Source organism: Brevundimonas sp. UBA7534 (assembly GCF_002479325.1).
GTDB lineage: Bacteria > Pseudomonadota > Alphaproteobacteria > Caulobacterales > Caulobacteraceae > Brevundimonas.
In genome coordinates this window covers 7,856-20,460 of record NZ_DLMO01000001.1, presented here as the reverse complement: position 1 = coordinate 20,460, position 12,605 = coordinate 7,856, and the positions used below count along the sequence as shown (strand labels likewise).

General features: G+C 67.3%; 16 protein-coding genes. 3 read left to right on the top strand and 13 right to left on the bottom strand.

The window, feature by feature from the left end; translation table 11 throughout:
* The 7 genes from B2U11_RS00125 to B2U11_RS00095 form a co-directional block, all read right to left on the bottom strand.
* Window positions 1-1,396: cytochrome ubiquinol oxidase subunit I (locus B2U11_RS00125; protein ID WP_292068902.1), on the bottom strand; the 1,396-nt coding region annotated here is incomplete at its 3' end.
* A 9-nt stretch (window positions 1,397-1,405) separates the two neighbouring features.
* Window positions 1,406-2,200: a sulfite exporter TauE/SafE family protein gene (locus B2U11_RS00120; protein ID WP_054764183.1), complete on the bottom strand. Its 795-nt coding sequence runs from the start codon at window positions 2,198-2,200 to the stop codon at window positions 1,406-1,408.
* Window positions 2,201-2,208: 8 nt separating this feature from the next.
* A complete protein-coding gene (locus tag B2U11_RS00115) occupies window positions 2,209-3,486 on the bottom strand; it encodes an NAD(P)/FAD-dependent oxidoreductase (protein ID WP_054764182.1) in 1,278 nt (425 codons plus the stop codon).
* On the bottom strand, window positions 3,483-3,905 hold the full coding sequence (locus tag B2U11_RS00110; protein WP_054764181.1) for a TIGR01244 family sulfur transferase: 423 nt from the start codon (window positions 3,903-3,905) through the stop codon (window positions 3,483-3,485). The genes B2U11_RS00115 and B2U11_RS00110 overlap by 4 nt, the downstream gene beginning before the upstream one ends.
* A 29-nt stretch (window positions 3,906-3,934) precedes the next feature.
* On the bottom strand, window positions 3,935-4,354 hold the full coding sequence (locus tag B2U11_RS00105; protein WP_197273334.1) for a DUF6691 family protein: 420 nt from the start codon (window positions 4,352-4,354) through the stop codon (window positions 3,935-3,937).
* Window positions 4,351-4,785, bottom strand: a complete 435-nt coding sequence (locus tag B2U11_RS00100) for a YeeE/YedE family protein (protein ID WP_054764180.1) — start codon at window positions 4,783-4,785, stop codon at window positions 4,351-4,353. Before B2U11_RS00100 ends, B2U11_RS00105 begins: the two co-directional genes overlap by 4 nt.
* A gap of 12 nt (window positions 4,786-4,797) precedes the next feature.
* The gene (locus B2U11_RS00095; RefSeq protein ID WP_054764179.1) at window positions 4,798-5,739 is read right to left on the bottom strand and encodes an MBL fold metallo-hydrolase; all 942 of its coding nucleotides are present in this window, start codon (window positions 5,737-5,739) and stop codon (window positions 4,798-4,800) included.
* A gap of 104 nt (window positions 5,740-5,843) precedes the next feature.
* Between B2U11_RS00095 and B2U11_RS00090 the strand changes: the two genes are divergently transcribed.
* Genes B2U11_RS00090 through B2U11_RS00080 form a run of 3 tightly spaced genes read left to right on the top strand, consistent with a single transcriptional unit; the run spans window position 5,844 to window position 7,340 of the window.
* Window positions 5,844-6,503 carry a peroxiredoxin gene (locus tag B2U11_RS00090; RefSeq protein WP_054764178.1) on the top strand — a complete coding sequence of 220 codons (660 nt, stop codon included), beginning with the start codon at window positions 5,844-5,846 and terminating at the stop codon, window positions 6,501-6,503.
* On the top strand, window positions 6,500-6,919 hold the full coding sequence (locus tag B2U11_RS00085; RefSeq protein ID WP_054764177.1) for an ArsR/SmtB family transcription factor: 420 nt from the start codon (window positions 6,500-6,502) through the stop codon (window positions 6,917-6,919). The genes B2U11_RS00090 and B2U11_RS00085 overlap by 4 nt, the downstream gene beginning before the upstream one ends.
* 25 nt (window positions 6,920-6,944) lie before the next feature.
* Window positions 6,945-7,340 carry a cupin domain-containing protein gene (locus B2U11_RS00080; protein WP_054764176.1) on the top strand — a complete coding sequence of 132 codons (396 nt, stop codon included), beginning with the start codon at window positions 6,945-6,947 and terminating at the stop codon, window positions 7,338-7,340.
* Window positions 7,341-7,343: 3 nt separating this feature from the next.
* On the opposite strand, the gene B2U11_RS00075 is transcribed toward B2U11_RS00080, so the two are convergent.
* From B2U11_RS00075 to B2U11_RS00050, 6 genes are all read right to left on the bottom strand, one after another.
* Window positions 7,344-8,834, bottom strand: a complete 1,491-nt coding sequence (locus B2U11_RS00075) for a L,D-transpeptidase family protein (RefSeq protein WP_292068891.1) — start codon at window positions 8,832-8,834, stop codon at window positions 7,344-7,346.
* A gap of 35 nt (window positions 8,835-8,869) precedes the next feature.
* Complete coding sequence (locus B2U11_RS00070) at window positions 8,870-9,643, bottom strand: substrate-binding domain-containing protein (protein WP_054764174.1); 774 nt, start codon at window positions 9,641-9,643, stop codon at window positions 8,870-8,872.
* The gene (locus tag B2U11_RS00065) at window positions 9,643-10,542 is read right to left on the bottom strand and encodes an MBL fold metallo-hydrolase (RefSeq protein WP_052005015.1); all 900 of its coding nucleotides are present in this window, start codon (window positions 10,540-10,542) and stop codon (window positions 9,643-9,645) included. Before B2U11_RS00065 ends, B2U11_RS00070 begins: the two co-directional genes overlap by 1 nt.
* A gap of 64 nt (window positions 10,543-10,606) precedes the next feature.
* Window positions 10,607-11,257 (bottom strand): peroxiredoxin, encoded by a 651-nt coding sequence (locus B2U11_RS00060; RefSeq protein ID WP_054764173.1) that lies wholly within the window; start codon window positions 11,255-11,257, stop codon window positions 10,607-10,609.
* A gap of 99 nt (window positions 11,258-11,356) precedes the next feature.
* Window positions 11,357-11,881, bottom strand: coding sequence for a DsrE family protein (locus tag B2U11_RS00055; RefSeq protein WP_052005017.1), 525 nt, complete (start codon window positions 11,879-11,881; stop codon window positions 11,357-11,359).
* Window positions 11,882-11,910: 29 nt separating this feature from the next.
* Window positions 11,911-12,528: an SAM-dependent methyltransferase gene (locus tag B2U11_RS00050; RefSeq protein WP_035308670.1), complete on the bottom strand. Its 618-nt coding sequence runs from the start codon at window positions 12,526-12,528 to the stop codon at window positions 11,911-11,913.
* Window positions 12,529-12,605 lie beyond the last annotated feature (77 nt).

Here is a 12,605-nt window from a genome sequence, read left to right as displayed (position 1 = left end):
AGATGGGGCGGTCCGGGTCGATGGCGGGGGCGGGGGTGATGCCCGCCGTGCGGATCGGGGTTTCCGCCACGCCCGGCTCGTCCCGGTGCGGCGCATGGCTCATCAGACGCAGGATGTAGAAGACCCCGGCGCCGAAGACGGTGAAATAGACCACGGCGAAGGCGGCCAGGGAGGTTGCGACGGCGGGCGCCGCCAGGGGCGCAGCGCTGTCGGCGGTGCGCAGCAGCCCATAGACGGTCCAGGGCTGGCGGCCGACCTCGGTGGTGATCCAGCCCGCCAGCACGGCGACGAAGCCCATCGGTCCCATGATCAGGGCGAAGCGGTGCAGCCAGGGGGCGTCGTAAAGGCGTTTGCGCAGCCGGGCGTACAGCCCCCACAGCCCCAGCATCAGCATGGCCATGCCGAGGCCAACCATGACGCGGAAGGACCAGAAGACGATCTCCACCGGCGGCCAGTCTGCACGATCGATGGTGTCCAGACCCGCCAGGGGCGCGTTCGGATCGTGCTTCAGGATCAGGGACGACAGCTTGGGGATCTCGACCGCGCCGTGGACGGTGGCCGCCTCTCGGTCAGGAATGCCGAACAGGATCAGCGGCGCCCCGTCCGGGTGGCTTTCGAAATGGCCTTCCATCGCCATGACCTTGGCGGGCTGATGCTCCAGGGTGTTCAGCCCGTGCATGTCGCCGATGAAAATCTGGACCGGGGCGGCGACCAGGATCATGCCCATGGCCATGGCGAACATCTTACGCGCCCCCTTGTTGGTCCGCTCCTTCATCAGGTGCCAGGCCCCGACCGCGCCGACCACGAGGCCGGTGGTCAGATAGGCCGCCAGCAGCATGTGGGCGAGGCGATAGGGGAAGGAGGGATTGAAGACGATCTTGAACCAGTCGGCCGGTACGAACTGGCCGACCTCGTTGATGGCGTAGCCTTGCGGCGTCTGCATCCAGCTGTTCACCGACAGGATCCAGAAGGCCGAGGCGAAGGTGCCGATTGCGACCATCAGGGTGGCCAGGAAGTGCAGTTTCTTGCCCACGCGGTTCAGGCCGAAGAGCATCACGCCCAGGAAACCCGCCTCCAGGAAGAAGGCGCTGAGCACCTCATAGGCCATCAGGGGGCCGATGACCGGACCGGCCTTGTCGGAAAAGACCGACCAATTGGTGCCGAACTGGTAGGACATGACCAGGCCCGAGACGACGCCCATGCCGAAGGCGACGGCGAAGATCTTCAGCCAATATTTGAACAGGTTCAGATAGAGGTCTCGCCCCGTCTTCAGCCACAGGGCCTCCAGCACGGCCAGATAGCTGGCGAGGCCAATGGAGAAGGCCGGGAAGACGATGTGGAAGGCGACGGTGAAGGCGAACTGCATCCGCGCCAGGATCAGGGCGTCAAGTTCCATGGTGTGGTCTCACCCGATCAGGCCGAGCGCGCCGGCGCTGCGGTAAAGCATATAGAAGGCGACGACGAAGATCAGCCCGGCGAAGACGGTGTTCAAGACGCCTTTTTGTCCCGACAGCGCCTTGGCCAACCGCGCGCCGACGAGGCCCCCCAAAACGCCGCCGCCGATGAACACCGCCGCCAGGGGCCAGTCGACCCAGCCGTCCAGAGCGTAGTTGAAGGCCGTGGTCAGGCCGAAGGCGGTGACGCCGACAAGCGATGAGCCAACCGCATAATAGATCGGCATCCGGGTCGAGAACATCAGGCTGGGCACGATCAGGAAGCCGCCGCCGATGCCGAAGAAGCCCGACATCACGCCCGTGGCCAGGCCCGTGCCGACGAGCTTGGGTGCATTGCGGCGATCAAGCTGGACGTTCGGGTCACCGCCGGCGGAGCGGCCCCGCAACATCAGCACCCCGACGACAAGCATCAGGACGGCGAAAAGGGCCAGCAGCTTCTGACCGTCCACGGCCTTGCCCAGGCTCGAACCCAGAAAGGCTCCGAGCACCCCAGCGACCGCGAACAGACTGGCGATTTTCCATTTCACCGTGCCGTGGCGGGCATGATTGATCACATTGGCGAAGGCGTTGGCGGCCACGGCGAAGGCGCTGGTGCCGATCGCCAGATGCGGCTCCTTGACCCCGACCAGATAGACGATCAGCGGCACGGCCAGGATGGACCCGCCGCCGCCGACCAGGCCCAGGGTGAAGCCGACGAGCGAGCCGGCGCCGGCGCCGAGGCCGTACTGCAGCGGAGACAGGTCCATGATCAGGCTCAGGCGACAGCAGGGCGAAGCTGGGGGGCGGGTTCGATGTGGTGGGGGCCGGCCAGCCATTCGCGACCGCGCAACATCCCAAGCCAGTAGATTTCGGGCAGGGCCTGGGCCTTCAGATGCCAGGCCAGACGGGTCGGCTTGGTCCCGTCGAGCATCCATTTCGGGAAGCTGGGCAGGAGCTTGCCGCCATAGCCGAACTCGGCCAGCACGATCTTGCCGCGCTCGACCGTGAGCGGACATGAGCCATAGCCGTCATAGACCGCCCGCATCGGCTGGCCGTCCAGCAGCGACAGGATGTTCTCGGCCACCACGGGCGCCTGTTTGCGGGCGGCCGCAGCAGTCTTGGCGTTGGGCGCCGAACAGGCGTCGCCCAGACCGAAGACGTTTTCGAACCGCTTGTGGCGCAAGGTGGCGTCATCCACCTCGATCCAGCCGCTTTCGGCGGCCAGCGGACTTTCGCGAATGACGTCCGGCGCGGTCTGCGGCGGGCAGACGTGCAGGAAGTCGAACTCGCGCCGAACCTGACTGACTTCGCCTTCCGCGTTCGTCACGGCGAAGGTCGCCGTCCTGGCAGGACCATCCACCGCGACCAGTTTCGATCCGAAGTTCAGGTCGATGCGGTATTTGCGAACATATTCCATCAGGGCCGGGACGTAGTCCTTGACCCCGAACAGCACGGGCCCGGCGTTGTGGAATTCGATCTCGATGTCGTTTCGGCCGTGGTCGCGCCAGTGATCGGCCGACAGATACATGGCCTTCTGCGGGGCGCCGGCGCATTTGATCGGCATGGGCGGCTGGGTGAAGATCGCCCGGCCGCTCTTCATCGCCTGCACCAGCTTCCAGGTGTAGGGCGCCGTCTCATAGCCGTAGTTGGAAGTGACGTTGTTGCGCCCGAGCGTTTCCGCCAGGCCCGGGATGGCGCCCCAGTCCAGCTTCAGTCCCGGCGCCGCGACCAGCATGCGATAGCCGATCCAGCGGCCGTCGGTCAGTTCGACGCGATCGTGGATGGGGTCGAAAGCCGCGACCGAACCCCGCACCCACTGGGCGCCTCGGGGGATCAGGTCCTCGGTGCGGCGCCGGGTCCGCTCGGGCGTGAAGACGCCGGCGCCGACCATGGTCCAGCCAGGCTGATAGTAGTGATGCTCGGACGGCTCGACGATGCGGACGTCGAGACCCGGGCGACGGCGCAGGAGGCTGGCGGCTGTGGCGATGCCGGCGGATCCGCCGCCGACGATCAGGACATCGCAGGACTCCAAGGGGGCGTACTGGGCGCTCATGATGCGGCTCCTTCAAGACGGGGACGCAGGGCGCCGAGGTCGTAGCCGGCGCTCTTGGCGCGGGCGATCAGATTTTCAGGAGTTTGTGCGCCGGCGTTCGCCAGCGCCCACAGGGTGGTCGTGCGCGTACCGGTGCGGCAGAAGCCGAACACAGGCTGGGGCAGGTTGGCCAGAGCCTCGCGGAAGTCCGCCACGTCCTGGTCGGAGATGGCGCCGCCGACCACGGGGACATGGGCGAAAGCCAGTCCCGCAGCCTCGGCGGCCTGGCGCAGATCTTCGGCGCTGGGCTGGCCGGGCTCTTCGCCGTCGGGTCGGTTGGAGATCACCGACCGGAAACCCTGGGCCGCGATGGCGGGCAGGTCTTCCGGGGCGATCTGGGGCGAGGCGGACAGGGCCTCGTCCAGGGGGCGGATATCCATGGCTTTGTCTCCCTAGGGTCTTTTCTGGTTCAGGCGTTTCGGTCGAGCGTCAGGCGGAACAGCGCCATGCCGGCTACGAGGGCGCCCACGAAGACGAAGGCCTGCCAGGCGCCGGTCGTCAGGGCCGCCAGCGCGGGGCCGGGGCACAGACCGACCAGGCCCCAGCCCAGGCCGAACAGGACGGCCCCGCCGACCAAGGGGGTGTCGATGTTGCGGCTCTCAGGCACATGGAAGGTGTCAGCCGCGACCGGAGCCTCCATGCGCCGGCGGATCAGATAGGCGATGGCGGAGGGGATCAGCGCCCCGCCCATAACGAAGGCCAGCGAGGGGTCCCAGGCGCCCGTCACATCCAGGAAGGCCAGGACGCGGGCCGGGTTGATCATGTCGGACACCACCATGCCGGCGCCGAACAGCAGGCCGCACAGGACTGCGACGATCAGCCGGTTCACGCCAGGCCTCCCAACAGGTGTCGGGTGATGAAGACGGTGAGCGCCGCGACCGCCATGAAGACGCCGGTGGCCACGATGGAGCGGGGCGACAGGCGGGCCAGGCCGCAGACGCCGTGGCCGCTGGTGCAGCCCGAGCCCCAGCGGGTGCCGAAGCCGACGATCAGGCCGCCGAGCACCAGCAGCCAGACCTCCGAAGTGATCTGCACCTCGGGCCTGCGGATCAGCGCCGAGGCCAGGGCCGCGCCGCCCAGCAGGCCGGCGATGAAAAGCAGGCCCAGAATGCGCGGCGCGCCTTTTGACAGGCCGGTCGCTGCGGCGGTCAGGCCGGAAATCCCGGCCACGCGCCCGTTGAGCAGCAGATAGAGGCCAGCCGACAGGCCGACCAGCAGACCGCCGGCCAGCGGCCAGATGAAGGGGAGGGGCTCAAGCATCGGGGGCTCGTCTCACAGCGCGTTGAGCGGGACCTTGAGGTAGCGCACCCCATTGTCCTCGGGCTCGGGCGGGCGGCCGCCGTTCATGTTCACCTGAACCGACGGCAGGATCAGCTTGGGCATGGGAAGGGTGGCGTCGCGCTGGGTGCGCATGGCCACGAACTCGTCCTCGCTGACGTCGTCGCGGATATGAATATTGCCGGTGCGTTGGGCGCCGATGGTGGTCTCCCAGGCGAACTCGGTCCGGCCCGGGGGCGCCTTGTAATCGTGACACAGGAAGACCCGCGCCTCGTCCGGCAGGGAGGTCAGGCGATGGATCGAGCGATACAGGGTCCGGGCGTCGCCGCCAGGGAAGTCGCAGCGCGCCGTGCCGTAGTCGGGCATGAACATGGTGTCGCCGGGGAAGACGGCGTCGCCGATGACATAGGCCAGACAGGCCGGGGTGTGGCCGGGCACATGCAGGACCGTGGCCTTCAACCCGCCGATCTCGAACCGGTCGCCGTCGTTGAACAGATGGTCGAACTGGCTGCCGTCGCGGCGGAAGTCGGTTCCTTCGTTGAAGATCTTGCCGAAGACCGCCTGGACGGTGAGGATCTCATGGCCGATGGCGAGCTGACCGCCGAGCTTTTCCTGAAGATAGGGCGCCGCCGACAGGTGATCGGCATGGGCGTGCGTCTCGAGCAGCCACTGAACCGTGAGACCTTCGGATTTTACGTAATCAATGAGCGCATCGGCCGAAGCGTGCGTGGTGCGGCCCGAAGCCGGATCGTAGTCCAGCACGCTGTCAATGATGGCGCAGACATCGGAGCCGGGATCGCGCACGACATGGCTGACGGTGAAGGTGGCCTCGTCGAAGAATGATTTGACCAAGGGGCGTTGAGCGGGATCGGCGAGCGCGGCGCGCACGATGTCGGCGGCGTGGTCGCGGGCGGGATCGGGGATGGGCGAGGACATGGCGTGTCTCCGTTTCGGTGACTCAACACATATAACCATTCATAGTTCATACAAGTATGTATTTTAATGTAGCGGAAAGGGCGTGAAGCGCTTAGCTTGCCGCCATGGAAACGACAGACACTGCGCCGACCGTCGACACCGCCGCGATGCGCGCCCTGCGCATCAACGACACGGCGCCGGATTTCACCGCGCGCACGACCCAGGGCGAAAAGCGCCTCAGCGACTACCGTGGACGCTGGCTGGTGCTGTTCTCGCATCCGGCGGACTTCACCCCGGTCTGCACCAGCGAGTTCGTGGCTTTGGCCCGACAGGCCGACGCCTTCGCGGCGATCGACTGCGATCTGATGGCCCTGTCAGTCGACAGTCTGTATTCGCACTTGGCCTGGCTGAAGGACATCTACCGCCGCTTCGGCGTGAAGGTGCCGTTCCCGATCATCGAAGATCCCTCCATGGCCATCGGCCACGCCTTCGGCATGGTGGACGCCGGCTCAAGCGACAGCGCGACGGTGCGCGCCACTTTCGTGATCGATCCCGAAGGCGTGGTGCGCGCCATCAGCTGGTACCCGATGAACATCGGCCGCTCGGTTGATGAGCTGCTGCGTCTCGTCACCGCCTTGCAGACGTCTGACCGTGAGGCGGCCTCCACGCCGGCGGGCTGGACGCCCGGCGACGCCCTGCTGGAGCCGGCCGCCACCACTCTGGACGCCGCCATCGCCGACGGTGACGGCGATGCGCCCTGGTACTATCGCGAGCGCCGCGCATGACCGACGATCAAGCGGCCGCCATGGAGCGGTTGAAGGAAAAGGCGCCGGAGGCCGCAGAGCTGTTACGCCAGCTGGCCAACGCCAACCGGCTGCTGATCCTGTGTCACATCGCCGAAGAGGAGCGCTCGGTGGGCCAGCTCGAGGCGGACCTTGGCATCAAGCAGCCGGCGCTATCCCAACAACTGGCTGAGCTGCGCCAGTATGGCCTGGTCAAGACCCGCCGTCAGTCCCGCTCGATCTTCTATTCGATCGCCGACGACCGGGCCCAGGCGGTCATGGGCATGCTCTACGAAATCTTCTGCGGCGATGCGAAGGCGGTCGGCGCGCGAGCCGCCGCCCCGGCGCCCCGCACATCGACGCCGGCGCGCGGCGACACGGCGCAATTCGCCCGCATCACCGCCGTCGCACGGCGCTGACGGCAAACCCGCACAGGAGACTCTCGTGAAGGGCTTCATCGACAATATCGAACGTCTGACGGAAGAGAACACAGACTTTCGCCGCGTTCTCTACACCGGCCACAATCTGCAGCTCGTCCTCATGGCCATTCCGCACGGCCAGGAGATCGGCGAAGAGGTCCACGACGACCGCGACCAGTTCTTCCGCATCGAGGCGGGCGAGGGCGAAATCTGGATCGACGGCGTTCGTCATGCCGTGAAGGCGGACGACGGGGTCATCGTCCCTCGGGGCGCCCGCCACAATGTGGTCAGCACGGGGTCCGAACCGCTTCGGCTCTACACCCTTTATGGTCCGCCGGAGCATCGCGACGGTACGGTTCACGCCACGGTGGAAGAGGCCTCCGCCGACCACGAGCATTTCGACGGCCGCACGACCGAATAACCGTCAGGGGCCGACGTCGTCCGCATCGGCGCGCCGGTCGTCGGGCCGCGGCAGCTGCAAGGCGATACCCAACGCCTCCGCCAGACGGGTGTCGCGACGATAGATGTCATCGCGAAAGGCGACGCGGCCCTGGCCGTCCAGAAAGGCCGTCCAATACAGCAGGCGCACGTCGATCGGCCGACCGGTCGCCACCCGGACGGTCTCGCCGCTGTCCAGCGCGGCGTCGAATCGGGCGAGCCTTGCGGGGTCGGGCGCGAGCAGTAGCCGAGCGAAGCCGACCGCGTCCTGCACCCGCACGCAGCCGTGACTGAGATGGCGGAAGCTCCGCTCGAACGCACCCCGCGACGGGGTGTCGTGCAGGAAGATGGCGTAGCTGTCCTGAAGTTCGAACTTGACCTGGCCCAGGGCGGCGTTCGGGCCGGCGCGCTGAACCACCATGCCATTCTGAATCGTCATGTTGTTCGCCCGCATATAGGCGGCGCCGCGCGGCAGGATCTCGCGCTGGGCGATGGAGGTCGGCACCGTCCAGGGCGGATTGGCGACGACCGAGGCGAAGGGCCGTTCGAGGCTGGGCGTCGCATTGTCGGCGTCACCCGTTACGACCCGCATCGAATGCACGGGCCGGCCTTCCTTCCAGTAGACCATGATGGAGGCGGCGGTGTTCACCTCGATCCGCTCCGGGGCGACGTCTCTCTTTAGCCAACGGCGGCGTTCCAGATTGAGCGCGATCTGGCGAGCACGGGCCTCGCCCGAAATCGACAGCGCCCGCTGGGTCGCCGGGCCGATGCGGGCGTCCGCCTCCAGACCGTGGCGCACCTGGAACGCCCGAACGGCCTCTTGCAGAACAGAGCCGTAGTCACCGCCAGACGGGCCGATCATGGAGGCGGCGGCGTCGCTGAGATCGCCTTCCACCCGAAGGCGCGGCAGGAGGGCGGGAAGGCGGGGGTCGGACGCAAACGGTTCGATCGTCGCGCCCATGGCGAAGGGCGGCCAGCCGCCGCGGTCGGCGATGGCGCGATAGCGGAGGAAGCCGTCGCACAAGCCCTGATAGCCGCGGTCCTGGGGCGCAAGGCCCGCCATCGTCTCGGCCAACGTTCCGTCCTCGACGGCCTTGGCCAACAGCGGCGGCGTGTCGACCTGGTTGCGATCCATCTCCCAAAGGGTCTCGACCGTTGCCGGGTCGACCCGGCCATGGGCGAGCGCCTCGGCCAGGGTCAGGACGGCCTGTGTCAGCTCGGCTTCGCCCAGGGCGAGGCCGTCGGGCGCTGATAGGCCGTGGCGGTCCGCCAGAGCCAGGGCGTCCATGGCTTGCCGGCGCGCTGGCCCCGCCCAGGCGGGGCGTCCGCCGCGGGCGGCGTAAAAGGCTGCGGTCAGGGCGGTGATGTTCGATGTCGCGGGCGCCGACGCGGCTCGCGCGGTCGTCGAGAGCCAGAGCGGCGCCGCGGCCGCCAGCAGGTGTCGGCGGTTCAGGGTGAAGGAGCGACGGTTGGCCATGCCGCCGACACCGCAGGGTTCACCTTAAGGCAGGCTTAAGGTTGGCCGGTCCGCCAGCCCCACCGCGCGAAGATGGCGGCCCCCTCGTCGGACTTCAAAAAGTCTAGGAAGGGCTGGGCGTCGGCGTCCTGGCGGCCGGTCTCGGTCACAACGGCGCCGGCGTCGCGGTAGATGCGATAGGGCTCTTTGACCTCGACCACATCAGCGAGGTCCGGATTGGCGACCTGCCAGATGCCCCAGATGATCCAGGCGTCCAGCGTCGGGTCGTCGATCCAGGCCTGTCGGGCCTCGGCGCTGTTGCGGGCGTAGACGACGATGTTGCGACGCAGGGCGCGCACCTTGGCGATGTCGCCGGTGCGACCGGCCATGTCCTCCCACAGGCCGTTCTGGCCCGCGCCGTTGACAACCAAGACCCGGCGATCGGGCTGGAAAAGATCCTCAAGGCCGCCGATGCCGTCCGGATTTCCCGGCCGAACGAGGATGGAGGCGGTGCGCAGATAGAGCGGCTCGACCGCCTCGGCGCGGATGCGGCCCTCCAGGGCGCTGACGAAGTCGGTCATCATCGTCTCGGAGCCTGAGAAGATCAGGTCGCCATCCGCCTTGGCCTGGTCCAGCCATTGGGGCGTGGGTCCGGCGACGACGGCCACGGCGCGACCGGTGCGCGCCTCATAGGCCTTCGCGGCGTCGCGCATGGCGGGGGAGGGGCCGCCGGGACCGTAGACATGAAGTGGATCGGCGGGCGTCTGGGCGTGGGCGGCCAGGGCCGTTGCGCTCAGGAGGGCGGCCAGCGTCAGTGCGGACGGGCGCATCAAGAATTCTCCTGGGGTGGGGCGAAGTGATTGGCGGGAATCTTGAAATAGACGCGCCCGTCCGGCGCGGCCGGCGGCAGCACCCCGCCGCGGATGTTCACCTGAAGCGCGTAGAGCATCAGATTCGGCAAGGGCAGGGTGGCGTCCCGATCGTCGCGGAGCCGCACGAAATCCGCCTCGCCGCGTCCGCCGCCGACATGGATGTTGTCCGCCTTCTGCTCTCTCACGGTGCTGAAGCAGGCGGGCTCGCGGCCATCCGGGCCATAGTCGTGGCCAACGAAGACGGCGGTCTCTTCAGGCAGGGCCAGGATGTCCTGGATGCTTCGGAAGAGAGTCTTCGAGTCGCCGCCCGGAAAGTCGGCGCGCGAGGTGCCGGCATAGGGCATCATCAGGGTGTCGTGGACGAAGGCGTTGCCGCCAATCACATAGGTGATGGAGGCCATGGTGTGCCCCGGTGAGAACATCACCCGCGCCGGCAGGTCGCCAACAGCGAACGTGTCGCCAGCCTTGAAGAGTCGGTCCCACTGGCGACCATCGGCCGGAAAGTCGTCGTCCAGGCCGTAGATGTCCTTCCACAGCTTCTGGACGCCGATGACCTTTTCGCCGATGGCGGTCGGCGCGCCCAGTTTCTCGTTGAGGAAGGGCGCGGCGGAGAAGTGGTCGGCGTGGGGATGGGTGTCCAGCAGCCACTCGACGGTCAGGCCCTCCGCCTTGACGTAGTCCAGGATGGCGTCGGCGTTGCGGGTCGAGGTCGCCGCCGCCTTCTCGTCGAAATCCCAGACCGGATCGATGATCGCGCATTTGCGGCTGACCGGGTCGGAGACGACATACTGCCAACTGCCGGTCTTCTTGTCGTGGAGCGCCGCGATGCGCGCTCCGCCGTGGTCGATGATCTGCATGAAGGCTCCGTTTGGTTTGCGAAGAAAAAGGCCGGACCGCTTGCGAGGTCCGGCCGGAATCCGATCAGGCGGCTTTCGGGGCGTCGGGGAGGTCGCGCGTCGAGAAATACCAGTCGGTGTAGACGTAACCCTCGGAAGCGCGAGCCTCGGCCGCCTCGGCGGCCTTGGGCGGGGGGACGATGGCCGGTTGGCCAGGGCGCCAGTTCTCAGGCGTCGCGACCCCGTTGGCGTCGGACGCCTGGAGCGCGGTGAGCAGCCGAACGAACTCTTCGATGCTGCGGCCATTGCTCATGGGATAGTAGACCATGGCGCGCAGCTTGCCTTCCGGATCGATCAGGAAGGTGGCGCGAACAGCCGAGGTGTCGGCCGCCCCGGGGTGGATCATTCCGTAGGCCTGGGCCACCTCCATCTTCAGATCCTCGATGATGGGGAAGGGGATTTCGACGCCGAACTTCTCCTTGATGTTCCGGGTCCAGGCTAGGTGCGAGAAGATGCTGTCTATCGAGAGGCCCAGGAGCTCGCAGTTCATGGCGGCGAACTCATTCGCATGCTTGGCGAACCCGATGAACTCGGTCGTGCAGACCGGGGTGAAGTCCGACGGGTGCGAGAAGAGGATCAGCCATTTGCCGCGGTAATCGGCCAAGCTGCGATCCCCGTGCGTGGTGCGGGCGTGAAAGTCGGGGGCGGGTTCGTTGAGGCGGGGCAGTCCGGTCATGTCGATATCTCCTTCAGACGCCCCAATGAACAATTACATACATACTTACGCAAACTAATAGTTCTTATGCTCAGGAAAGGTTCCGCCTATGCCGAGCCGTCAGTTCACAACCAGGGCGTATCCGGCCTGTTGAAGGTGGATGACCGTCATCAGGGCGGCGAGATCAACGCTCACGCCCGCTTCGAGATCGGCTTGCGCGATGCCGTTCCCCGCCATGGCCTGGCCGCACAGTCGAACCTGGACGCCGGCGGCGATGAGGGCGCGGATCAGGGCGCTGTTGGGGTTGGCGTCGCCCTTGCCGCGCGCGGTCCAGGCGGCGTCGGAGAGAACTGCAGGGGTGGCGGCGCCGTGCAGGACGACCACGATCTGACGGTGGTCGGCGTCCACGCCGCCCGCCGCCAGCATATTCACCAGCCGCGCGACGCGATCCAATCCCTTCAGCGGCCTGTCGTCCGCACCGCCCTGGGACACGTCGAAGATGACCCGATAGATGCGCGACGGATCCGGCTGTTCGCCGGCCTCGGGCAGGGGCTTGAAGCCGCCGAAGCCTGAGACAGCCTGGGCGAAGCTCGGGGAGGCCGCCAGGGAGGCGGCCAAGGACAGGGCGATCACGAGGGTTTTCATGGCGGGTTCCGGTGTGCGGGCGCTGGGGGTCAGGGACGGCGGGCGATGAGATCGATCAGGGCGGACCGGCCGCTGTGGCCGGCGCCTTCGGAGACGTCGCTGTCGTGGCTTTTCAGATGCAGGATGTCGAAGTCGGCGAAGGCGTCGCGGAGCAGCGCCTCGGTGTAGAGGTTCTCGACCTGCCCCGGACCGCCGGTGCCATAGGCGATCTGTTCCGGCCGATAGCCCTGCAACAGGACCAGGCCGCCAGGCTTCACGGCCGCCTTCATACGCTCGAAAAGTCGGTCGCGCTGGGGAGGCGGGGCGAACTGAATGAAGACGGCGACCACGACGTCGAACGCACCCTGCGGCCAGCCCCAGGTCTCGAAGTCCGCCACCTGGGCGTCCAGTGTGACGCCACGTCGCTCGGCCAGGGCGAGGGCCTTCTCGACCGCGCGCGGGGCGATATCCGTGGTGGTGACGGCCAGGCCCTGTTCGGCGAGCCACACGCCGTTTCGGCCCTCGCCGTCGGCGACCGCCAGAGCGGTCATGCCGGGCTGGAGCCGCGCGATCTGAGCGGCCAGGAAGGCGTTGGGCGTCTCGCCGAACAGATAGTCCTGGCGGTCATAGCGGCTGTTCCAGAAGTCGCGGGCGGCGACGGAGTCCATAAGGTGTTCCTTCAGATGATGAGGACGCTGACGGGCAGATCGGTCTCGCCAGGCGTATGGTCGGCGAACCAGGATTC